At 72.4% G+C, this 21,541-nt stretch carries 18 protein-coding genes; 8 read left to right on the forward strand and 10 right to left on the reverse strand.

The annotated features are described in order from the left end of the window. Positions 1 to 7: 7 nt before the first annotated feature. Together cmdF and ADY59_RS16710 are read right to left on the reverse strand one after the other, a co-directional pair. Positions 8 to 1,681, reverse strand: a complete 1,674-nt coding sequence (cmdF, locus tag ADY59_RS16705) for a tyrosine 2,3-aminomutase (protein WP_197093690.1) — start codon at positions 1,679 to 1,681, stop codon at positions 8 to 10. Further along, positions 1,674 to 4,874, reverse strand: coding sequence for a non-ribosomal peptide synthetase (locus tag ADY59_RS16710; RefSeq protein WP_197093691.1), 3,201 nt, complete (start codon positions 4,872 to 4,874; stop codon positions 1,674 to 1,676). The genes cmdF and ADY59_RS16710 overlap by 8 nt, the downstream gene beginning before the upstream one ends. A gap of 256 nt (positions 4,875 to 5,130) precedes the next feature. On the opposite strand from ADY59_RS16710, the gene ADY59_RS16715 reads away from it, so the two are divergent. From ADY59_RS16715 to asnB, 5 genes are all read left to right on the forward strand, one after another. Further along, entirely contained in the window at positions 5,131 to 5,895 is a 765-nt protein-coding gene (locus tag ADY59_RS16715) for a 2,3-dihydro-2,3-dihydroxybenzoate dehydrogenase (protein ID WP_049563129.1), read from the forward strand. Positions 5,896 to 5,961: 66 nt separating this feature from the next. Beyond that, a complete protein-coding gene (locus tag ADY59_RS16720; protein WP_331459487.1) occupies positions 5,962 to 6,582 on the forward strand; it encodes an isochorismatase family protein in 621 nt (206 codons plus the stop codon). Further along, positions 6,579 to 8,489: an anthranilate synthase family protein gene (locus ADY59_RS16725; protein ID WP_269433608.1), complete on the forward strand. Its 1,911-nt coding sequence runs from the start codon at positions 6,579 to 6,581 to the stop codon at positions 8,487 to 8,489. Before ADY59_RS16720 ends, ADY59_RS16725 begins: the two co-directional genes overlap by 4 nt. Continuing rightward, positions 8,486 to 9,700 (forward strand): 3-hydroxybenzoate 6-monooxygenase, encoded by a 1,215-nt coding sequence (locus ADY59_RS16730; RefSeq protein WP_049563133.1) that lies wholly within the window; start codon positions 8,486 to 8,488, stop codon positions 9,698 to 9,700. The genes ADY59_RS16725 and ADY59_RS16730 overlap by 4 nt, the downstream gene beginning before the upstream one ends. A 5-nt stretch (positions 9,701 to 9,705) precedes the next feature. After that, positions 9,706 to 11,553, forward strand: coding sequence for an asparagine synthase (glutamine-hydrolyzing) (asnB, locus tag ADY59_RS16735; RefSeq protein ID WP_049563134.1), 1,848 nt, complete (start codon positions 9,706 to 9,708; stop codon positions 11,551 to 11,553). Positions 11,554 to 11,624: 71 nt separating this feature from the next. Here the strand turns inward: asnB and ADY59_RS16740 are convergent, their stop codons facing one another. Both ADY59_RS16740 and ADY59_RS16745 read right to left on the reverse strand, forming a co-directional pair. Continuing rightward, positions 11,625 to 12,983 (reverse strand): FAD-binding oxidoreductase, encoded by a 1,359-nt coding sequence (locus ADY59_RS16740; protein ID WP_082310153.1) that lies wholly within the window; start codon positions 12,981 to 12,983, stop codon positions 11,625 to 11,627. Between the two features lie 84 nt (positions 12,984 to 13,067). Then, the gene (locus ADY59_RS16745; RefSeq protein ID WP_053174826.1) at positions 13,068 to 14,057 is read right to left on the reverse strand and encodes an alpha/beta fold hydrolase; all 990 of its coding nucleotides are present in this window, start codon (positions 14,055 to 14,057) and stop codon (positions 13,068 to 13,070) included. A 303-nt stretch (positions 14,058 to 14,360) separates the two neighbouring features. On the opposite strand from ADY59_RS16745, the gene ADY59_RS16750 reads away from it, so the two are divergent. After that, positions 14,361 to 14,912 carry a hypothetical protein gene (locus ADY59_RS16750; RefSeq protein WP_049563136.1) on the forward strand — a complete coding sequence of 184 codons (552 nt, stop codon included), beginning with the start codon at positions 14,361 to 14,363 and terminating at the stop codon, positions 14,910 to 14,912. Between the two features lie 2 nt (positions 14,913 to 14,914). Beyond that, positions 14,915 to 15,364, forward strand: a complete 450-nt coding sequence (locus ADY59_RS16755) for a hypothetical protein (protein ID WP_063780688.1) — start codon at positions 14,915 to 14,917, stop codon at positions 15,362 to 15,364. 6 nt (positions 15,365 to 15,370) lie between these two features. Here the strand turns inward: ADY59_RS16755 and ADY59_RS16760 are convergent, their stop codons facing one another. From ADY59_RS16760 to ADY59_RS16775, 4 genes are all read right to left on the reverse strand, one after another. Next, positions 15,371 to 16,096 carry an alpha/beta fold hydrolase gene (locus tag ADY59_RS16760; protein ID WP_082310154.1) on the reverse strand — a complete coding sequence of 242 codons (726 nt, stop codon included), beginning with the start codon at positions 16,094 to 16,096 and terminating at the stop codon, positions 15,371 to 15,373. Between the two features lie 56 nt (positions 16,097 to 16,152). Beyond that, a complete protein-coding gene (locus ADY59_RS16765; protein ID WP_049563140.1) occupies positions 16,153 to 16,929 on the reverse strand; it encodes a 4'-phosphopantetheinyl transferase family protein in 777 nt (258 codons plus the stop codon). Further along, positions 16,926 to 17,219 (reverse strand): hypothetical protein, encoded by a 294-nt coding sequence (locus ADY59_RS16770; protein ID WP_049563141.1) that lies wholly within the window; start codon positions 17,217 to 17,219, stop codon positions 16,926 to 16,928. The genes ADY59_RS16765 and ADY59_RS16770 overlap by 4 nt, the downstream gene beginning before the upstream one ends. Positions 17,220 to 17,429: 210 nt before the next feature. Next, positions 17,430 to 18,971, reverse strand: coding sequence for an acyl-CoA carboxylase subunit beta (locus ADY59_RS16775; protein WP_197093697.1), 1,542 nt, complete (start codon positions 18,969 to 18,971; stop codon positions 17,430 to 17,432). Positions 18,972 to 19,270: 299 nt separating this feature from the next. Between ADY59_RS16775 and ADY59_RS16780 the strand changes: the two genes are divergently transcribed. Further along, complete coding sequence (locus tag ADY59_RS16780) at positions 19,271 to 19,585, forward strand: hypothetical protein (RefSeq protein ID WP_156325546.1); 315 nt, start codon at positions 19,271 to 19,273, stop codon at positions 19,583 to 19,585. 131 nt (positions 19,586 to 19,716) lie between these two features. On the opposite strand, the gene ADY59_RS16785 is transcribed toward ADY59_RS16780, so the two are convergent. Then, positions 19,717 to 20,703, reverse strand: coding sequence for a LuxR C-terminal-related transcriptional regulator (locus ADY59_RS16785; RefSeq protein ID WP_049563145.1), 987 nt, complete (start codon positions 20,701 to 20,703; stop codon positions 19,717 to 19,719). A 75-nt stretch (positions 20,704 to 20,778) separates the two neighbouring features. Then, on the reverse strand, positions 20,779 to 21,541 hold a 763-nt coding region (locus tag ADY59_RS51455; RefSeq protein ID WP_197093693.1), incomplete at its 5' end, for a hypothetical protein.

Below are 21,541 nucleotides of genomic sequence, written 5' to 3' on the forward strand. Positions count from 1 at the left end.
CCGCCGGTCAGCGCAGGGCGACGTCGGCCTGCTCGACGGCGGCCAGGAACTCGCCGCGTGAGATCGCGGCGGCCACCAGCTCGATGTCGTCGGACATGAACCGGTCCTCCTCCAGGACCGGCACGAGCGAGCGGACCCGCTCGTAGGTGGCGCGCCCGGCCGGGCTGAGCCGGTCCAGGCGGCCGGACAGGTCCACCGCCTGGGCGGCGGAGAGGAACTCCACCGCGAGGATCCTGCTGTTGTTCTGCAGCACCCGGCGGGCGTTGCGGGCGGCGATCAGCCCCATGCTGACGACGTCCTGGTTGTCGCCGTTGGACGGCACGCTCTGCGTGCTGGCGGGCCCGATCGTCCGGTTCTCCGCGACCAGGGCGGTGGCGGGGTACTGGGCTCCGGCGAACCCGCTGTTGAGCCCCGGGTCGCCGGCGACGAGGAACTCCGGCAGGCCGTTGCTGAGGTGGCGGTTCAGCAGCCGGTTGGTCCGCCGCTCGGAGAAGACGCCCAGCTGGGTGAGCGCGATCGTCAGGTAGTCCATGACGAAGGCGACCGGCTGGCCGTGGAAGTTGGCGCCGTGGAAGACCTCCTTGCCCTCGAAGACGAGGGGGTTGTCGTTGGAGGAGTTGAGCTCGGTGCGCAGCGTGGCGGCCGCGTGGTAGACGGTGTCGCGGACGGCGCCGACGACCTGCGGGATGGCCCGCAGCGTGTACGCCTTCTGCAGGTAGACCTCCGTCCGGTGGACGCCGTGCTCCGGCGCCTCGTCGTCCTTGCGCCGGCGCGGCGGCTCCCTGTCGCGCAGGATCGACAGGCGCAGCGGGTCGACGCTGAGCGCCTGGCGCAGCTCGCTGTGCTCGACCGCCAGGCCGCTGCCGTTCAGCAGGGCGCGCATGTTGGCGGCGACGTCGATCTGCCCCTGGTGGGGGCGGGCGATGTCGTGCCCGTCGGCGACGAACGGGCTGGTCGAGCCCTGCAGCACCTCGCAGATCAGCGCGGTGACGATCTCGGCCTGCCGGACCTGGTCCAGTGCCCGGGTGACGAGCAGGCAGCCCAGGCCGGTCATCGCCGAGGTGCCGTTGATCAGCGCCAGGCCCTCCTTGAACCGCAGTTGCAGCGGCTCGATGCCGAACTCGCGCAGCACCGGCCCGGTCTCGGTGCGGCGCCCGTCGCGCAGCACGTACCCCTCACCGATCAGCGTCGAGGCGACGTGCGCCAGCGGTGCCAGGTCGCCGCTGGCGCCCAGCGACCCGATCTCGGGGATGGCGGGCGTGATGCCCAGGTTGAGGTAGAGCGCCATGCGTTCGAGCAGTTCCGGCCGGACCGCCGAATAGCCCTTGGACAGGGCGTTGAGCCGGGCCGTCAGGACCGCCCGCGCCTCGTCCTCGGCGAAGATCGGGCCGACGCCGGCGCTGTGGCTGCGGACGAGGTTGGTCTGGAGCTGCACTTCGTTGGAGGTGTCGACGAGCATGTAGATCATCTCGCCGTAGCCGGTCGTCACGCCGTAAACGGGGATGCCACGCGCGATGACGTCCTCGAACAGCCGTCTGTTGGCCGCGACCTTGGCCAGGGCTGACGGGGCGACGCCGCAGGTGACCTGGTTCTCGGCGATCAGCCGTACTGTCGGGACATCCAGGTTCTCCCCATCGAAGTCGACTGACGTCGAGGTCTCCACCAGTGTCACATCACTCACCCGCCATAGATTGGTTGACAGCATCAGCGGAAAGCGCGTGCGCGCTCACCTGAGCGGCCAGGCCGTTCAGGGTGGGGTTGGCGAAGAACTCCCACAGGGGCACCTCGACGCCGAACCTCTCACGCACACGGTCGAGCAGGCGGGGCACCATCAGCGAGTGCCCGCCCACCGCGAAGAAGGGGTCGCCGTCGCTGTCCGGCTCGGCCCCAAGTACGTCTGACCAGATGGCGGCCAGTTCCAGCTCCGCCGGAGTCCGCGCGGCGCCGCGTGGCCCGCCGGTCACCAGCGCCGGCAGCATCCGCCGGTCGATCTTGCCGCCCACGTTGCGCGGCAGCGCGCTGACCGTCTTGACCGACAGGGGCAGCGTGCTCTTGCCGAACCGCGTGCGCAGCGTGGCCCGCAGGTCGGCGGCCCGCACCTCCGCCTCGCCCGCCGCCGTGCGGTTCGGCACGACGTAGGCGACCAGGCGGGTGATCCAGCCGTCGGGGCCGCTCACCGGGACGAGCGCGCACTCGGCGACCGCCTCGTTCCGGTTCAGCGCGTCCTCGACCTCGGCCAGTTCGACGCGGGTGCCGTGGAACTTGATCTGGGAGTCGCCGCGGCCGCGGAACTCCAGCAGGCCGTCCCACCGCAGGCGGCCGCGGTCGCCGGTGCGGTAGAAGCGGCCGAAGCCGGATCCGCACGCCTGCAGGTGGTAGACGGGCTCGAACGGCCGGGTGTCCTCGCCGCCGCCCGCGTAGCCGAGGGCGACGTACGGGCTCCTGACCACCAGGTGCCCGGTGACGCCCGGCGGGCAGGGCCGGTCCCAGTCGTCCAGCACGACGACCTGCCGGCCGGGGATGGACCCGCCGATCGGCGTCATGCCGTGCACCGGCCCGGTCACCTCGTACCAGGTGGCCAGGATCGTCTCCGTGGCGCCGTACAGGTTCGCCAGCCGGACGGCCGGCAGGTGCGCGCGCAGGTCGCCGGCCAGGTCGCCGGGCAGCGGCTCGCCCGCGAGCAGCAGGCAGCTGAGCGACAGCGAGCGGCCGGCGTCGCCGGCCGTGATCGCGTCGAGGAGCTTGCGCGCGAAGCTCGGCACGGTCTGCAGCAGCGTGATGCGCTCGTCGGCGAGCCAGTCGGCCAGTTTCTCCGGGTTGGCCCTGATCCGCTCGGGCACCGGGCAGAGCGTCGCGCCGCCGGTCAGCGCGGCGAACGTCTCGACCAGCGCGGCGTCGTAGCCGGGGGCCGCCCACTGGGCGACCCTGGCGCCGGGCCGCATCCGGAACTCGGTGGCCAGCCAGGTGGCGAACTGGGCCAGGCTGCCGTGCGACTGGATGATCCCCTTGGGCCTGCCGGTCGAGCCGGAGGTGTAGGCGATGTAGGCGGGCGCGGTGGTCATGGGGCTGACGAGCGGGGCCGGCCGGGCGGGCGCGGCCAGCTCGGCGACGTCGACGACGGTGCCGCCGAGCTCCTCCGCGTACCACCGGACCAGGTCGTCGGCGGGGCCCTCGGCCAGCACGCAGGCGGGCCGCAGCTCGGCCAGCACCGCCTTGCCCCGCTCCCCCGCGTCGCCGGTGGCCAGGCAGGTCAGGTGCGCGCCCGCGCCGAGCGTGCCGAGCACGGCGGCGACCTGGGCGGGGCCCGGTCCCATCCGGACGACGACGGAGGCGCCTTCGGCGCGCAGCGCGCGCAGGGCGGCGGTGACGGCGGAGGCGCGCTCGTCCAGCTCGCGGTAGGTGAGGCCGCCGTCCGGCCAGTCCAGCGCCACCGCGTCGGGCGCGCGCACGGCGCGGGCGCGCACGAGCTCGGGCGCGGAGGCCAGCAGCGGGTCGAGCACCGCCGTCTGGTCCGCCTCGCGCACCCTGGCGCGCGTCCGCGCGTAGTCCTCCAGCGGGATCTGGTCGGCGGGCAGGTCCGGCGCCCGCAGCGCGATGGCCAGGAACGTGCGGAGCTGGTCGAGCAGCAGCCCGGCCGACTCCTCCTCGTACAGGCTGTCGCGGTAGGTCAGCGACCCGCTCAGGTCGGACCCGACGTGTTCCACGGTGAGGCAGAGGTCGGTTTTGACGGCGGCGGCGCGCGGGCGCACCGGCCGCACCTCGGCCGCGCCCAGGACGGGCAGCGGCTCGGCCTCGTCGCGGTAGTCGAACAGCACGTCGCACAGCGGCATCCGGCGCGGGTCGCGGTCCAGCCGCAGCGCCTGCACCAGCCGGTCGTAGGGGACGGTCCGGCGCTGGTAGGCCTGCGCCACGGCCCTGGCCACCCGGCGCACGGCCTGCCTGAAGGTGATGCCGCCCGACAGGTCGGCGCACAGCACCACGTGGTTGCGGAACGGGCCGACGAGGGCGCCGGTGCGGACGGCGGGCCGCAGGTTGACAGGGGCGCCGACGGCCACCCGGTCCTCGCCGCTGTGCCGGCGCAGCAGGCACAGGAACGCGGCCAGCATGACCGCCGGGCGGCTGACCCGCTCCTCGCGCGCCAGGTCGGCGACCGCCTGGCCGAGCGCGGGCGCCCAGGTGAAGGGGACGGTCCCGCCGCCGAAGGACGGCCCGGCGGGCCGGGGCCGGTCGGCGGGCGGCTTCGGCGGCGGGGGCGGCGGGGTCAGGTTCCTGGTCCACCAGCCGAGCAGCCGGTGGAACTCCGGGGTGTGCCCCTGGTCGCGCTGCCAGCGGGCGTAGGAGGCGTACTGGAGCCCGTCGGGCGGCGGCGGCACCTGCTGGTCGGCGTAGCCGTCGCAGAGCTCGTCGAGCAGCGTCGCCAGCGACCACTCGTCGGCGACGGCCTCGTGCAGCCGCAGCACGAGCAGGTGGCCGCCGTCGTCCAGCCGGGCGACGGCGAGCTGCGCGAGCGGCCCCTTCTCCAGGTCGAGCGGGGTGCGCGCGAGGTCGGCGCAGAGCTGTTCGGCCGGCGTGCCGGCGGCGGGCTGTTCGGCCGGCGTGCCGGCGTCGAGTTCGATGAAGGCGTGCGGATGGCAGTCGTCGGCGATCTCCTGCACGGGCAGCCCGCCGTCCTCCACGAGCGTGGTGCGCAGGATCTCGTGGCGGAGCACGACACCCCGCCAGGCGGCGCGGAGCGCGGGCACGTCGAGTTCGCCGGTCGTTCGGTAGGCGCGAAGCATCGTGTGGGCGGGTGAATCCGGGACCAGTTTCTGCAGAAACCACGCTTGGTCCTGCAGCCACGAGGTCGCCGCTCTCTTGATACCGGACTTCCTCACCTCGACATCGTCAGGTCGGGCCGCCGTGCGGGGCATCTCTTGACGTGCTGCGTTGCTCCCGGCTGGCAGGAAACAGCGGTGCGGGGACAACTTGCTGCCACCGTCCCGCCTTGTCCGCGGTCATTGCCAATCGCACTCTGTACGTAAGAGAAATACCTGGTAATTGACCGGCCCGCACTTCTGTTTATGTGCGGGGAAAGGCGGATGAGTTCATCATGCACATCACATTCACGCGATTTCCCGCCGGGAGTTCCTGATGGTGGCCCTGGTCACCGGAGCCGCCGGCGGCATCGGGGCGGCGATCGCGCGGACGCTGGGAGAGGAGGGCATACCGGTGGCCGCCCTGGACCGGGACGAGGACGGCCTGCGGGAGCTGACCGCGAAGCTGGAGGCGGACGGCCTGCGGGTCGCCGCGTTCCCCGTGGACGTCGGCTCCAGCGCCCAGGTGGAGGCGGTGGTGGGCGAGGCCGAGCGGCTGCTCGGTCCCGTCACCAAGCTGGTCAACGCCGCCGGCGTGCTGCGTACCGGCCGGGCGGTGCGGATGTCGGACGACGACTGGGCGGCGACGTTCGCGGTCAACGTCAACGGCGTCTTCCACGTCTCCCGGGCGGTCGTCTCCCGGATGGTGCCGAGGCGGGCCGGCGCGGTCGTCACCGTCGCTTCCAACGCGGCGCTGGTCGCCCGCGCCGACATGGCCGCCTACGCCGCGTCCAAGGCGGCGGCGACGGCGTTCACCAAGGCCCTGGGGCTGGAGGTGGCCGGCTACGGGATCCGCTGCAACGTGGTGGCTCCCGGCTCGGCCGACACGCCGATGCTCTCGGCGCTGTGGAGCGACCACGACCGGGCCCTGCGGGCGTCGATCGAGGGCAGCCCCAAGGTCTTCCGCACCGGCATCCCGCTCGGAAAGGTCGCCAGCCCGGCCGACGTCGCGGAGGCCGTCGCATTCCTGCTTTCGAGCAAGGCGAATCACATCACGCTGCAACACCTGACGGTGGACGGGGGCGCCACTCTGGGCGCCTGAATTTATTTATCGCACAACCAGATTGAGGCAACGATGATCGGGATTCCTTACATAACGCCTTATCCGATGCCGGACTCCGGCGAACTACCCGTGAACACGGCGCGGTGGACCGTTTCCCCCGACCGGGCCGTTCTCCTGCTGCACGACATGCAGAATTTCTTTCTGAATGCCTTTCCCGGCGGCGAGGCCCCGGTGACGGACCTCATCAGGAACGCGGGCGCGTTGCGGGAGCGGTGCGCCGCCGCCGGCATCCCGGTCGCCTACACCACGCAGCCCGGCGGGATGACCGACGGGCAGCGGGGGCTGCTGAAGGACTTCTGGGGGCCCGGCATGTCCACCGAGACCGCGCAGCGCGGGGTCGCGGACCCGGTGACGCCCGGGGCGGACGACTGGGTCATCGCCAAGCGCCGCTACAGCGCCTTCCACCGGACTCCCCTGCTGTGGAGGCTGCGTGACAGCGGGCGCGACCAGCTGATCATCTGCGGGGTGTACGCGCACATCGGCGTCCTGATGACGGCCGTCGACGCCTTCACCCACGACGTGCAGCCGTTCCTGGTGGCCGACGCCGTCGCCGACTTCACCGCCGAGGACCACCGCATGACGCTGCGGTACGTGGCCGGGCGGTGCGGCGTGGTCACGACGACCAAGCAGTTGCTGAGCGACCTCGCGCCGGGAGCACGGACATGAGCGCGGACATGAGCGCGGACATGAGCGCCGGGCGGCTTCTGGACGACATCCTGTCCCCCGCGCCCCCCGCCTTCGCGCTGCTGCACCGGCCGGGCGCCGGCCGGGAGGGCGTGCTGGACGTCCTGGTCGGCGACGTCTCCACGGTCGCCACGCTGAGCGAGCTGCCGCTGCCCGGCGAGCCCGGCGGCGAGGGCCCGGAGCTGCTGACGCTCATCCCGTACCGGCAGATCGCCGAGCGGGGGTTCGAGGCGCGCGACGACGGCGCCCCGCTGGTCGCGATGGCCGTCACCGGCCACGGCAGCATGCCGCTGCCGGCCGCACTGGCGCGCATCCCCGACCGGCCCATCCGGACCCGCGGCCGCGGCGTGGACACCGCCGACGACGACTACGCGGCCATCGTGCGCGCCGTCATCGAGGATGAGATCGGCCGGGGCGAGGGCGCCAACTTCGTCATCAAGCGCTCGTTCGTCGCCGACATCACCGACTACACCCCGGCCTGCGCTCTCACGCTGTTCCGCCGGCTCGTCACCCGGGAGACGGGCACGTACTGGACGTTCGTCATCCACACCGGCGACCGGACCTTCGTCGGCGCCTCGCCCGAACGGCACATCAGCGTCGCCGGGGGCGTCGCGGTGATGAACCCGATCAGCGGCACCTACCGCTATCCCCCGTCCGGGCCGACCGTCGGCGCGCTCATGGGCTTCCTCGGCGACAAGAAGGAGGCCGACGAGCTGTACATGGTCGTGGACGAGGAGCTCAAGATGATGGCCCGGATCTGCGAGTCCGGCGGCCGGCTGACGGGACCGTACCTGAGGGAGATGGCCAGGCTCGCGCACACCGAGTACTACATCGAGGGCGAGACCACCCGCGACGTGCGGGAGATCCTGCGCGAGACGCTCTTCGCGCCGACCGTCACCGGCAGCCCGCTGGAGAGCGCGTGCCGGGTGATCGGCCGCTACGAGAAGGAGGGACGCGGTTACTACAGCGGCGTCGCCGCGCTGATCGGCAGCGACGGGGCGGGACGGCGGACGCTCGACTCCTCGATCCTGATCCGCACCGCCGACATCGACGCCGCCGGGCGGGTCCGCATCGGGGTCGGCGCGACGCTGGTCAGGCACTCCGACCCGGTGTCGGAGGTGGCCGAGACCACGGCGAAGGCGGCCGGGCTGCTCGACGCCCTGTGCGCCGAGCCGCCCGAGCAGCTCGCCGAGCATCCCGAGGTGCGCAGCGCGCTGGAGGGGCGCAACGAGGGCATCTCCGGGTTCTGGCGGCAGGAGCAGGCCGAGCGGACGTTCTGGACGCCCGACCTGATCGGCCGCCGGGTGCTGGTGGTGGACGCCGAGGACACCTTCACCTCGATGATCGGCCACCAGTTGCGCTCGCTGGGCCTGCAGGTGACCGTGCGCCGGTTCGACGAGCCGTACACGCTGGACGGGCACGACCTGGTGGTGCTCGGTCCCGGCCCCGGCGACCCCGCCGACCTGGCCCACCCCAAGATCGCGCATCTGCGTGAGGCGGTGGGGCGGCTGCTCGGCTCCGGCATCCCGTTCCTGGCCGTGTGCCTCAGCCATCAGGTGCTCAGCGGCACGCTGGGCCTGCCGCTGCGCCGCAGGAAGGTGCCCAACCAGGGCGTGCAGCGGGTGATCGACCTGTTCGGCCGCCGGGCCAGGGTCGGCTTCTACAACACCTTCGCCGCGCACGCCCCGGCGGACGAGATCGAGCCCGCCGGGCTGGCGGGGAGCGTCGCGGTCAGCCGCGACCCGGAGACGGGCGAGGTGCACGCGCTGCGCGGGCCCGGGTTCGCCTCCATGCAGTTCCACGCCGAGTCGGTGCTCACCGCGGACGGGGTCGGCATCCTGCGTGACGCCCTGCTGTCGGTGATCGACCGGATGCCGGTGCGCCGATGAACGGGAGGGGAAGGACGGCGACCGTACTGGTCGCGGGCGGCGGCATCGGAGGGCTGGCCTCGGCCATCGGCCTGGCGAATCAGGGCCACCGGGTGGTGGTCCTGGAGCGCAGGGACGAGTTCAGCGAGCTCGGCGCGGGCATCCAGATCGGCCCCAACGGCTTCGCCGCGCTGGACCGGCTCGGGGTCGGGCAGGCCGTGCGCGACCTGGCCGTCTTCATCGACGAGCTGCGTTTCATGGACGGCACGACCGGTGAGCGGGTGGCGAGCATGCCGCTCACCGGCCGCTACCGGGCGCGCTTCGGCAACCCGTACGCGGTGGTGCAGCGGGTGGACCTGTACGGTCCGCTGCTGGCCGCCTGCCGCGACCATCCGCTGGTGGAGTTGCGCGGCGGCAGCCAGGTGATCGGCTACGAGCAGGACGCCGGCGGCGTGCGGGCGCTGCTCGGCGGCGGGGGGCGGGTGCCCGGCGACGCGCTGGTGGGGGCCGACGGCCTGCACTCCATGATCCGCGCGCGGCTGGTCGGCGACGGCGGGCCCCGCGTGTCGGGGCACACGATCTTCCGCTCGGTCATCCCGATGGACCGGGTGCCCGGCGACCTGCGCTGGAACACCGTCACGCTGTGGGCGGGGCCGCGCTGGCACTTCGTGCACTACCCGATCGGCGGCGGCGAGTTCCTGAACCTGGCCGCCACCCGCGACGACGGCGCCGCGAGCGTGGTGACCGGGCGGCCGGCCGGGTGTGAGACCGTGCTGGGCGCCTTCCCCGGGCTGGGCGAGACCGCCCGGCGGCTGCTGGAGCTGGGCGCGCAGTGGCGTGAATGGGTGCTGTGCGACCGCGACCCGGTGGCCGACTGGGCCGACGGCCGCGTGGTCCTGCTGGGCGACGCGGCCCACCCGATGCTCCAGTACGCCGCCCAGGGCGCGTGCATGGCGCTGGAGGACGCGGTCACGCTGGGCGAGCTGGCGGACTGCGGCCCGGCCGAGTTCCCGCAGCGGTTCGAGAAGTACAACGCGGCCCGCCGGGCCCGCACGGCCCGGACGCAGCTCGTCTCCCGCGAGATGGGCAGCCGCCTCTACCACCCCGCCGGGGAGGCCGCGCTGGCCAGGAACCGGATGCTGTCCGCCTTCTCCGAGGACGAGCTGCACGACAAGGTCGCGTGGCTGCACGGCGCCCGCGATTTCACCGAGACCATGGAAAGGATGAGTTGATCACTATGTGCGGCATTGCTGGATGGGTGAGTTACGACCGGGACCTGACCGGCGAACGGGGCACGATCACGGCGATGACGGCGACCCTGGAGTACCGGGGGCCCGACGCGGGCGGCGTGTGGACCTGCGCCCGCGCGGCGCTCGGCCACCGGAGGCTGGCGATCATCGACCTGGAGGGAGGCAGGCAGCCGATGGCCGCCGGCGGGGACGCCCTGCCGGTCATGACCTACAACGGGGAGGTCTACAACTACCGCGAGCTGCGCGAGGAACTGCGCGGGCTGGGCCACGAGTTCCGCACGGCCAGCGACTCCGAGGTGGTGCTGCGCGCCTACCTGGAGTGGGGCGAGGACTTCGCGAGCCGGCTCGACGGCATCTTCGCGCTGGCCATCTGGGACCCGCGCACCGAGGAGCTGCTGCTGGTGCGCGACCGGATGGGGGTCAAGCCGCTCTACTACTACCCGACGCCGGACGGCGTGCTGTTCGGCTCGGAGCCGAAGACCATCCTGGCCCACGACGAGGCCGAGGCCGTCATCGACGCCGACGGCCTGCGGGAGATCTTCACCATCGTCAAGACGCCCGGCCACGGCGTCTTCCGCGGCATGCACGAGGTGCGGCCCGCCACGGTCCTGCGCTTCTCCCGCGCGGGCCGCGGCGAGCACCGCTACTGGCGGTTGCGGGCCCGCCCGCACACCGACGACCTGGACACCACGATCGCCACCGTGCGCGAGCTGCTGGCCGGCATCGTGGACCGGCAGCTCGTCGCCGACGTGCCCGTGGGCACGCTGCTGTCGGGCGGGCTCGACTCCAGCGCCATCACCGCGCTGGCCGCCGCCGCGCTCGCCCGCAAGGGCGTCGAGGAGCCGCTCAAGGCGTTCTCGGTGGACTTCAAGGGCCACGAGTCGCGCTTCCAGGCGAACGTGCAGTGGGAGGACCCCGACACGCCGTTCGCCGTCGAGGTGGCCGAGCACGTCGGCGCCCGGCACATCATCGTCGAGCTGGACAACGCCGAGATCCTCGACCCGGAGGTCAGGGGGACGGTGCTGCGCGCCCAGGACCTGCCGGTCTCCACCGGCGACATGGAGTACTCGCTGCTGGTGCTGTGCCGCGCGCTGAAGCGGGAGATGACGGTCGCGCTGTCGGGCGAGGCGGCCGACGAGCTCTTCGGCGGCTACACCTGGTTCCACGACGAGGACGCGGTCCACTCCGACACCTTCCCCTGGCACTCGCCGTTCAGGAAGGCCGGCGGCATCGGCGCGCTGCGCGACATCGGGCTGTGGGACCGGCTGGGGCTGGAGGAGTACGTCAAGCGCCGCTACACCGAGGCGCTGGAGGAGGTGCCGCGGCTGCCCGGCGAGAGCGGGCTGGAGGCGCGCATGCGCGAGCTCACCTTCCTCAACCTCACCCGGTGGGAGAACTTCCTGCTGGACCGCAAGGACCGGATCAGCATGGCCGCCAGCCTGGAGGTGCGGGTCCCGTTCACCGACCACCAGCTGGTCGAGTACGTCTACAACACGCCGTGGGCGATGAAGAACTTCGACGGCAGGGAGAAGAGCCTGCTGCGGGCCGCCATGCGGGGCGTGCTGCCCGACTCGGTGCTCGACAGGAAGAAGAACCCGTACCCGTCCACCCAGGACACCGGCTACGAGGAGGCGCTGCGCGAGAAGCTGGCCGGCATCCTCGCCGACGGCGGGCCGGCGCTGATGCTGGCGTCGGAGGCGGAGATCCGCACCCTGCTCGACGCGCCGCGGGGCGCCTACAGCATGGGCGGCCCGTGGAGCGCCCGCGCCGTCATCGAGCGGCTGATCGAGTTCGACACCTGGGTCACCCTGTACGACGTCCGCGTCGAGCTGTGAGCCGGGTGGTCACCCGCGCACGAGCCGCCCGGGCCGGTCGCCGGCCCGGGCGGCCGCGCGTCGCCCGGGGCTCAGGCGGGCGGGATGTTGTAGTTCAGCCGGAAGACGTTGTCCGGGTCGTAGGCCCGCTTCACCCCGCGCAGCCTGCGGTGGTCGGCCGGGGTGTAGGCCGCCACGGCGTTGGCCGGGTCGTGCAGGAAGTTGAGGAAGGCGCGCCCTCCCGTGTGGGGGCGCATCACCGCCTCGACCTCCGGCAGCCTGGCGTCGAGGATGGCGCTGAGCCGCGCCGTGCGGTGCCCGATCGGGCCGGCGTGCGGGCCGGGGCGGCCCATCGCGCCGCCCCAGTGGCGGATCTCCACGCCGGAGACCGGCGAGCCCGGCCGGGTGGCAGCCCGCACCAGGACGTCGATCACCTCGTCGGGCAGCGTGTCGAGCAGGTTCACGTGAGCCGGGCCGGTGCCGCCCATGTCCATCTCGCCGAACGCGCCGGTGCCGAACGTCTGCAGCAGCGGCGGGCCCACCACCTCGAACAGGGGCGCGAGCAGCCGCCCGGCCTCCTCGCCCGGCCCGTCGTACATGACCTGGACGACGACCCCGGGCCTGCCCCTGAGCCCGGCGGGCACCCGCCGGTCGTGCGGCAGCCGGGTCAGCAGGACCGCGCTGCTCAGCGCGTCGGGCACGGACTCGATCCAGTCGCGGTAGCGGGTGAGCAGGTCGGCGGCCCGCTCCCCCGGGAAGAACGCGGCGCCCGCGAACACCCGCGCGACCGGGTGGAGCCGGAACTCCAGCGAGGTGACCACGCCGAAGTTGCCGCCGCCGCCGCGCATCGCCCAGAACAGGTCGGGGTGGCTGTCGGCGCTCGCCGTCAGCAGCCGGCCGTCGGCGGTGACCACCTCGGCGCGCAGCACGCTGTCGGCGGCGAACCCGTACGCGCGCGACAGCCAGCCGATGCCGCCGCCCAGCGTGTAGCCGGCCACGCCGACCGACTGGTGGGACCCGGCCAGCGGCGCCAGGCCGAGCGGCGCGGCCGCGGCGATCACCTGCTCCCAGACGGCGCCCGCGCCGACGCGGGCCACCTGGCGCACCGGGTCGACCAGCACGCCGGCCAGCTGCGCGGTCTTGACCAGGATGCCGCCGTCGGAGGCGGCGTGGGTGCCGTGCCCGGTGCCCTGGACGGCGAAGGGCAGGTCGTGCTCACGCGCGGTGGCGAGCGCCGTGCGCACGTCGGCCGGGCCCGTGGCCATCACCACGGCGACGGGCCTGGGGTCGATGTCGGAGTAGGGCGCCTGCCGTTCGCTCTCGTAGGCGGCCTCGAACGGGACGAGGACGGCCCCGTCGACGTCGCGGCGCAGCCGCCGCACCGCCGCCCGCTCGTTCTCGATCGAGGCGCCTGGCGGGGACAGGCGCTGATGCGCGTATTGCTGGCTCATTTCAGCCTTCCCTCCTGTCGGGGTGTTGTCACGCAGCGGCCCCGCCCCCGGGTTCGGGGACGGGGACCGCGACGCGCCGGGGTGCTAGGGAGCACAGTCGCCGAGGCCGGGCCCGGGGGTGGTGCCCGCCGGGCCGAAGAACAGGAGCGCGCACCCGGCCAGGAAGTCCGGGTTCTCCTCGGGAACGAAGTGCCCCGAATCGGGGGCGACCACGGTCCGCACGTCGTCGGCCACCTGACTGAAGGAGGCGGCGACGCCGGGACCGAAGGAGTGCTGACCGCCCACCGCCGCGACCGGCATGGCCAGCCTCCTGGCGGCGTTGGCCCTGTTGTCGTCGGCGTCGGCGGCGAAGGCGCGGTAGTACGCGTATCCGGCGGTGCGCCTGGCTGGAGAGGCATACGCGCGATAGTAGGTTTCGCGACTGACAGCATCCTTGCGGTGGCTGAAGTCGAAGATCATGCCGAGGTACGTGGGCACGTCCTCGTCGTCCATGATCCGCTCGGGGATGGGCGCCGGGGACGAGTTGAACTTGAAGTGGAAGCTCACCCCGTACAGGTCCTCCAGCCCGAAGCCGGGCAGCGGGCTCTCGATCATCACGAGCCCGCTCACCTCGGCGGGGAAGTCCCGCGCGTACGGGTAGGCGACCAGGACGCCCAGGTCGTGCCCGATGATGCCGACCCGGGTGTGGCCGAGCGCGCGCACGGCCTGGCGGATCCGGTGCGCGGTGGTGACCTTGTCGTAGCCGCCGGCCGGGATGGACGAGGTGCCCAGGCCGGGCAGGTCCATGGCGATCACGGTGTGCTCGCGGGCCAGCTCCGGCATGACGTCGCGCCACATCTGCCAGGTCTGCGGCCAGCCGTGCAGGAGCAGCAGGGCCGGGCCCGACCCGCCCGTGACGTAGTGGATGTCGCCGCCGTCGACGGCGACCCTGCCGTGGGTGAAACCGGACAGGCCCTCGGCCTGCTCGCCGTCGCTTGACGACGCGGCGGCGGTCGTGGCGATCAGCACCACGGCCAGGGCGGCGGACGCGACGACGCGCACCAGCCTCCTGCCCCACGTTCCTGCTGGCGTCATGTCGTGCTTTCCTTCCGACGTCACGGGAGAACGGCATGCGAGGACCGGGCCACGCCGGGCGTGGTCACCGGCGGGACCCGGTCCCCGGGCGACCGCCGCCCTCCCGCAAGCGCGGCGGCCCCGGTGACCAGTGGTGGTCAGCGTGCTTTCTCGGCCTCATACTCGCGGTGTACGACGGCGCCCGCATCTTCCGGATTGCGCTCCTGCGCGAAGTCCGCACGACCGGAGGTGCGCCCACCGGGGCGCCGAACGAAGCTCGGTACCGCGACGCGACCCATCACTTCGAGAAGCGAGGTTCCGCTCATGGTCACGAACGCCGCAGCTCCAGGGTTACTCTCCAGTCTGAACACCCGGCATCACCGGGCGGCGCTGGCCGTCTACCTCTTCATCGTCCTGGCGCACTGGGCGGAGCACGTCGTCCAGGCCATCCAGATCTACGTCCTCGGCTGGCCGCTGCCCGAGGCCCGCGGCGTGCTCGGCGTGCCCTTCCCGTGGCTCGTCACCTCCGAGTGGATGCACTACGGCTACGCGCTGCTCATGCTGGCCGGGCTGATCATGCTGCGGCCGGGCTTCACCGGCCGGTCCAGGGTGTGGTGGAACATCTCGCTGGGCATCCAGGTCTGGCACCACCTGGAGCACCTGATCCTGCTCCTGCAGGCGATCTCCGGCAGCAACCTGGCCGGCCGCCCGGTGCCGACCAGCCTCATCCAGCTGGTCGTGCCGCGCGTGGAGCTGCACCTGTTCTACAACGCGGTGGTGTTCGCGCCGATGGTGGTCGCGATGCTCCTGCACCGCCGTCCCCGTCCGGCCGAGCGGGCCGCCATGCGGTGCGCCTGCGCCGCGGCCCCCGCGTAGTGATGGCGCGGCGTGACCGATCCCGCGCGTTCACGGTCGTCCTGACCCTGGTCGCGGTGTTCCTCCTCTATCTGGCCGTGCCGAACGCCGGCACGGCCGTCCGCGCGGCGCGGGCCGACGGGGTGCCGGGGACGTTCACCCCGCGTGACCTGACGTGCGTGGTGCATCCCGGGCACGAGTCGTGCGTCTGGACGGGCGAGTTCCGCTCCGGCGACGGCTCCGCCGACCGGTCCGGCGTCGAGCTGTACGGCAGCGACCGTTACTCCAACCGGGCCGGCGAGCCCGTGCGGGCGGTCGACATCGGCCTGGCGCACCGGGTCTACGGCCCCGGCGGTTCGAACGAGTGGGTGTTCACGGCGCTCATGATCGCGATCGGCCTGGCGATCCTGCTCTGGCTGTACGGGGGTCCGCTCCGCCGGGCGTTCCGGCGGGACGTCACCCCGGTGTCCTGACCCGCGTCAGGATTCGCGGGCGGCGATGCGGGTCAGGAGGGCGGCGAGCGGCCCGGGGGCGGAGACCATCGGCCAGTGCCCGGTCTCCAGCGTGTGGAAGTCCCACGACGGCACCGACCGCATGGCGGTCACGTCCGGCGAGAGCCGCCCGGCGAAGTGGTCCATGGTGCAGACGACGTAGCTGGCCCGCTGCCGCTCCAGCGGCCGGGTCAGCGTGGCCGGCTCGGCGATCGTGCGGCCGGGGTGCCCGACGAGGCGCCGGGCCAGCCAGCGCGCCTGCGTGCGGGTCAGCCCCTGCCCCTCGCCCACGATCGTCGCGTCCGGGGCGGGCCAGCGGCCCTCGTTGTCGGCGATGAGCCGCAACTCCTGGGTCCGCTGGCGCTCCGGGAACGCGTGCAGCATCGACCTGCCGTCGTGCGGCAGGAACGCCTCCACGAACACCGTGTGCGCGACGCGGTCCCGCGCCCGGTCGGCCACCTGCCCGGCCACCAGGCCGGAGTAGCTGTGCCCGACGAGCACCACGTCACGCAGGTCGTCCGACTCCAGCAGCGCCAGCACGTCGCGTACGTGGGTCTCCAGGCCGACGTCCGACACGTCGTCCTCGCCGGCGGCCAGGCCGCGCAGGGTGACCGCGCGGACCTCGTGCCCGCGAGCGCGCAACCGCCGTGCCACCGGCTCCCAGGCCCAGGCCCCCATCCAGGGGCCCGGGATCAGGACGAAGCCTCGCTTCACCGGAGGTCACCTCCTTCCTCTCATCTGACAGAAGCCTTGCCACGGTGTCCACAGGGTCAGGCGGCTTGCAGCACACGCTCACGGAGCGGCGGCGGGCCCGCGGCGGCGACCGGCTGGCCGGCCACCAGGGATTCCACGACGTGGACGTGCTGGTCGCCGGCGATCAGCGCCACCACGGCCACATACCCGTCACCTGGGTCCAGGTCGACGAACCGGATGTCACGCGGCGGGATCTCCAGCGGCCAGCTGAGCAGCTCGGGCGCCTCCTCGGGGCCGCTGACCTCCAGCTTGCCCGGCGAGACGCGCAGGCCGTGCCCGGTGGCCTTGAGCGCCGCCTCCTTGCGCGTCCACACCCTGGCGAACGCCTCGTACCGCTCGATCGGCGGCAACGCGTCCAGGGCACGCAACTCATGCGAGGTCAGCGCGCACCTGGCCAGGTCGTCCACCGGTTCCGACGGCACCGCCTCGACATCCACGCCCAGCGCTCCCACGCCCGTCAGGGCCACCGCGACCCGGTCGCCCGAGTGGGAGACCGAGACGTGCAGCCGGCGGCCCGACATCCTGATGTACGGCTTGCCGTGGTGCCTGGTGCAGTCCGAGCAGCTCCGGTCGACCACCACGTCCTCCGGGCGCACGCCCAGCTGGGTGGCGGCCGCGTTGCGCAGCAGCCAGGCCCCGGTGAGGAAGCGGCGGCGGTCCGGGTCACGGCGGAACCTGGCGGCCCGCTCCAGCTCGGGGTCACTGAGCACCGCGGACAGCGTCTCCACGCTCCGGTGCCCGGGGGTGGCCCACCAGACACGGCATTCTCCGGGGGCCAGCAGGGAAGCGATCATCGATTTCCTCCTTCGGCGTCCTCTTCGTGGTTCCTCGTGAGCAGCGTGCGGCAGGTCACCAGTTCCCAGTGGTCGATCTCGGGGTTGGTGAGGACCTCGGTGACCACGTCGCGCACCTGGGCGCTCGTCGTGGCCCCGTCGGGGCGCACCCGGATGACGATGTCCCCGGTGGCCTGCGTGAGATCCTTGTGCCAGCGGCTCGGCAGTAGCGCCATGATGCGGATCCCGTCGACCGGCGAACCGGGGACGGGGAGCCCGTCGACCTTGCGCATCGTCAGCTGGATCAACATGATTCCTGGGTCTCCGTCCTCCTCCTGGCGGTGGTCCTTCGTTGTCGCACTTCCCACTGTGGGACAGGCGCGACAGCCGGGCCAGGGCTCGCGGAGTCAGGAAGCTGCAGGTGGGCAGCCGCATGCTGTCAACGGGGGTCCCCGGGCACGCGAAAGCCCCGCGGGACCGTCCCGCGGGGCTCACCTCGCGCTACAGGTGCCGCGCGTTTCTCACAGGGGCAGGTTGCCGTGCTTGCGCGGGGTCGTGTGCTTGCGCTTGTCGCGGAGCATGGCCAGCCCGCGGGCCACGGCCGCGCGCGTGTCCACCGGGTCGATCACGTCGTCGACCAGCCCGCGCTCGGCCGCGTACGTGGGATGGACCAGCTCGCTGGTGTAGCGGGCCACCAGGTCCGCGCGCAGCATGCCGGGATCGCTCGCGGCGGCCAGCTCCTTGCGGTAGATGACGTTCACCGCGCCCTCCGCGCCCATCACGGCGATCTCGTTGGTGGGCCACGCCAGTGACAGGTCCGTGCCGATGGATCGGGAGTCCATCACGATGTACGCGCCGCCGTACGCCTTCCTGACGATGACCTGGACGCGCGGCACCGTCGCCTCGCAGTAGGCGTACAGCAGCTTGGCGCCGTGCCTGATGGCGCCTGCGTGCTCCTGGTCGGTGCCCGGCAGGAAGCCGGGCACGTCCACGAGCGTCACCAGCGGGATGCCGAAGGCGTCGCACAGCCGGACGAAGCGCGCCGCCTTCTGCGAGGCGTTCACGTCCAGCACGCCCGCGAGCACCATCGGCTGGTTGCCGACGACGCCGACCACCTCGCCGTCGATCCTGGCGAACGCGCAGATCACGTTCGGCGCCCAGGCGCGGTGCACCTCCAGGTAGTCGCCGTCGTCCACCAGCTCGGCCAGCACCCGGCGCATGTCGTAGGGCTTGTTCGGCTCCACGGGGACGAGCTCCGCCAGCCTCGGCCGCACGTCGGCGGCCGCGCCGCGCGACGGCAGGGCCGGCGGGCGGCTCATGTTGTTGCTCGGCAGCATCGACACGAGGTGGCGGACGTCGGCCAGGCAGCTCTCCTCGTCGTCGTGCACGAACGCGGCCAGGCCCGACCGGGCGGCGTGCACCTGGGCGCCGCCGAGCTGGGCGTGCGAGACCCGTTCGCCGGTGACCGCCTCCACCACGTCCGGGCCCGTCAGGTAGAGCTGCGCGGTGTCGCGGACCATGAAGGTGAAGTCGGCCAGGGCCGCGGAGTAGGCCGCGCCCCCGGCGCACGGGCCGAGGATGACGTTGATCTGCGGGATGACGCCGGAGGCCGCGACGTTGCGCTGGAAGATGCCCCCGTAGCCGTTGAGCGACATCACCCCTTCCTGGATCCTGGCGCCGCCACTGTCGTTCAGGCCGATGAACGGGGAGCCGGTGGACAACGCCAGATCCATCACCTTCTGGATCTTCAACGCGTGCGCCTCGCCCAGCGAGCCGCCGAACACGGTGAAGTCCTGCGCGTAGACGAAGACCCGGCGGCCGTCGATCGTGCCGGAGCCGGCGATCACCCCGTCCGTGTGCGGACGCTGCCGTTCCATGCCGAGGCCCTGCGCCCGATGCCTGCGCAACATGTCCAGTTCGAGGAAAGACCCCTCGTCGAGCAGCAGCTCCAGCCGCTCGCGGGCGGTCCGCTTGCCGAGCGAACGCTGCCGGGCCACCGCCTGCGCACGCCCTTCCACGACCTCCTCACGCAGGCGCTCATGCTCCTCACGCAGCCGGTTCATGGACGGGGGCGGCGACTGAACCGCCTCGTCAAGGGCCTCCACGGACGGCATCGCGGCGATGTCGAGTTCCGAGATGCTCATGATTTCCCTCCCTCGTCAGTGCCTCCAGTCAATGGTCAGTGGCCGTTTCCTGTCACCTCCTGCAGTGCGGGGACCCCGGGTGCGTGGCAGGAAGCGGAAACCCGCCTGCAGCTTGCTGCCTGCGAAAAGCCTGGTTCCGGGGCTTGCCGCCTAGCAAAGTTGGAGGTGCGAAGGAAAACACGAAAAACAAAAAACACCAATAAGAAAGAGGCAGAGTGATGGCTAAGACGACGATTATCCAGACGGTTTCCGAGAACGTTGCGAAGTGGGCCATCGTGATCGTCGCCGCGGGGGCCACCCTGACGGCCGGCTCCGCCGCCCTTGAGTCGCTGAGCACCGTGACCGGGAGCGTGTCGGTGGCCGACGGCGACCCGGGGAACACCTGGCCGGTGCCCGCCCCGACGCCCACCTCGACCGACGACCCCGACAACACCTGGCCCGCCCCGGTCGCCCTGACTGACGACCCCGGCAACACCTGGCCGGTGCCGCCGGTGACGCCGACGCCCGACCCCAACACCTGGCCGAGCGCCTGACCACTGCCTCCCAATTGTTCCGCGATTTGAATATCCGAGAAAGGAGAGATGGGGCCACGAGAATTCAAAAAAGAACCCCGCGACCACCGGTCGCGGGGTTCACGCTGTGCCCGTACGGCACGCGAAAAGGATCAGATCCAGTTCTCCTCCTTGGCGCGCAGCGCCGCCTGGAAGCGGTTGACGGCGCCCAGCCGGGCCATCAGGTCGGCGACGTAGCGGCGGTAGGTGCGCACCGAGACGTCGAGCTCGCGGGCGGCGATCTCGTCCTTGTCCGCCGTGGCCATCACTTCCAGGACCCGCTGCTCCATCTCCGTCAGCATCGGCTCCTCCTCCGGAGGGTCGATGTAGGTGCGCAGGTCCACCGCCGAGTTCCACAGCCCCTCGAAGTAGATGACGAGCTGCGAGACCAGGCCGGGCTCGCGGACGAGCAACGCGCCCTTGGTGTTCTGCTTGGGGTCGATCGGGACGACCGCCACGCTGCGGTCGTACATGAGCATGCGGTCCATCGGCTGCTCGGTGATGCGGACCTCGCCGCCCAGGCTGAGCAGCTCCCGCAGGTACGAGACCATGTGCGGGTCCTCCAGCGCCGACGGGTGGAAGATCTCCTTGATCGTGAGCCCCCGGCGCAGGCTCCGCGTGTCGAGCGGCAGCGCCGAGTCGATCATCACCTTGTTGAACGGGCCGCCCGGATGCAGGCAGAGCGTCTCCTTGTAGGAGAAGAAGGCGAGGTCGTCCAGGCGCTGGCGGACCCGCGCGCCGTTCTCCACGCGCTCGATGTCCAGCGCCGCGCCGGTGCGCTCGCCCTCCTGCATGTCCTCCATGAAGCCGGCGATGGCGTCACGGGCGCCGAACACCCGGCGGATCTCCGCGTTGAGCTCGTCCAGCCGCTTCTCCACCAGCCGCTCGATGGCGACGCGCGGCTCGGTCGCCACGACCCGGTGCCGGTCGGTCAGGTCGAGCATGGACAGCTGACCCAGCCGCTCCACGGCCGCCTCGACGGTGTCGGGGTCCATGGAGAGGCTCTCCGGCAACGAGCCGATGCCTTCGCCCCGATGCCGAAGGAAGTAGCGGTAGATCTCCTCCAGTTCGGGAGTGATACCGATGACTGTGAGGTCCATGGCCGCCTCCCTGTTCATGCAATTATCGGTATTCGGTGGGCGCAGGTTCTCTTGCGCCGTGCGCTGCCGGGCTCTCTAGGGCACGGGGCACGGCAGCCTGGCGGGAGCGGCGCCGTAACACGCGGCCCCCGGGCACACGACCTTCACCACCATGCCCGTGCCGCCGGACTCCACCGCGACGGGCTCGTGCCCGAACCGGCGGGCGGCGATCTCCGGCCAGCTCGACGGCCGCAGGTCACCCGGCTCGTCCACCAGCCACGGCTCCGCGTCCACACCCAGGCGCTCCAGATGCGCGGCGTAGTCGGCCTCGTGATGCCAGACGGCGAACCGGCGCAGCGAATCGGCCAGCGTGAGCGTCGCCCACGGCTGCGCCTTGGCCGCCATCGCCCGCAGGAACGCCTCGCCGACCGCGCTCCTGACCGTACGGCCGGCCGCGACGCCCAGCGTGGCGCCCTCACCACCGACCATCACCAGGGCCGCCCTGACATCCGGCACGGACAGCGCGAACGCCGACACCCGCAGGCCCAGCCCGTCCGCCGCCGCCATCACCCCGTCCGGCAGCAGCCGGTGCAGCTCCGCCGACACCCGCAGCAGCGGCTGCCGGTCCGGGGCCGCCCACCAGCGCGCCACGACGTCATGCGCGACGACCTCCGCGATCGCCTCCGGGACGCCCAGGTCCACCACGCCGCTCATGACGGGCTCCACCCGGGTCTCGCGCTCCCCCAGCCACACGACCTCCGCCGGGATCCGGTACCGGTTCCCGCTCACCAGCCCCGTCCCGGCCACCACGGCCCCCGCGCCCTCCAGCGCCCCGGCCATGAAGTCGGCCAGCCCAACT

The organism is Nonomuraea sp. SBT364 (assembly GCF_001083785.1).
GTDB lineage: Bacteria > Actinomycetota > Actinomycetes > Streptosporangiales > Streptosporangiaceae > Nonomuraea.

Excerpts from the sequence above, each read along its gene's own strand:
- ADY59_RS16780 (WP_156325546.1), top strand. The coding sequence starts at position 19,271 with ATGGCTAAGACGACGATTATCCAGACGGTTTCCGAGAACGTTGCGAAG.
- ADY59_RS16720 (WP_331459487.1), top strand. The coding sequence starts at position 5,962 with ATGCCGGACTCCGGCGAACTACCCGTGAACACGGCGCGGTGGACCGTT.
- ADY59_RS16785 (WP_049563145.1), bottom strand. The coding sequence starts at position 20,703 with ATGGACCTCACAGTCATCGGTATCACTCCCGAACTGGAGGAGATCTAC.
- ADY59_RS16770 (WP_049563141.1), bottom strand. The coding sequence starts at position 17,219 with ATGTTGATCCAGCTGACGATGCGCAAGGTCGACGGGCTCCCCGTCCCC.
- ADY59_RS16745 (WP_053174826.1), bottom strand. The coding sequence starts at position 14,057 with ATGACGCCAGCAGGAACGTGGGGCAGGAGGCTGGTGCGCGTCGTCGCG.
- ADY59_RS16750 (WP_049563136.1), top strand. The coding sequence starts at position 14,361 with ATGGTCACGAACGCCGCAGCTCCAGGGTTACTCTCCAGTCTGAACACC.
- ADY59_RS16730 (WP_049563133.1), top strand. The coding sequence starts at position 8,486 with ATGAACGGGAGGGGAAGGACGGCGACCGTACTGGTCGCGGGCGGCGGC.
- ADY59_RS16775 (WP_197093697.1), bottom strand. The coding sequence starts at position 18,971 with ATGAACCGGCTGCGTGAGGAGCATGAGCGCCTGCGTGAGGAGGTCGTG.
- ADY59_RS16715 (WP_049563129.1), top strand. The coding sequence starts at position 5,131 with ATGGTGGCCCTGGTCACCGGAGCCGCCGGCGGCATCGGGGCGGCGATC.
- asnB (WP_049563134.1), top strand. The coding sequence starts at position 9,706 with ATGTGCGGCATTGCTGGATGGGTGAGTTACGACCGGGACCTGACCGGC.
- ADY59_RS16765 (WP_049563140.1), bottom strand. The coding sequence starts at position 16,929 with ATGATCGCTTCCCTGCTGGCCCCCGGAGAATGCCGTGTCTGGTGGGCC.
- ADY59_RS16725 (WP_269433608.1), top strand. The coding sequence starts at position 6,579 with ATGAGCGCGGACATGAGCGCGGACATGAGCGCCGGGCGGCTTCTGGAC.
- ADY59_RS16755 (WP_063780688.1), top strand. The coding sequence starts at position 14,915 with ATGGCGCGGCGTGACCGATCCCGCGCGTTCACGGTCGTCCTGACCCTG.
- ADY59_RS16740 (WP_082310153.1), bottom strand. The coding sequence starts at position 12,983 with ATGAGCCAGCAATACGCGCATCAGCGCCTGTCCCCGCCAGGCGCCTCG.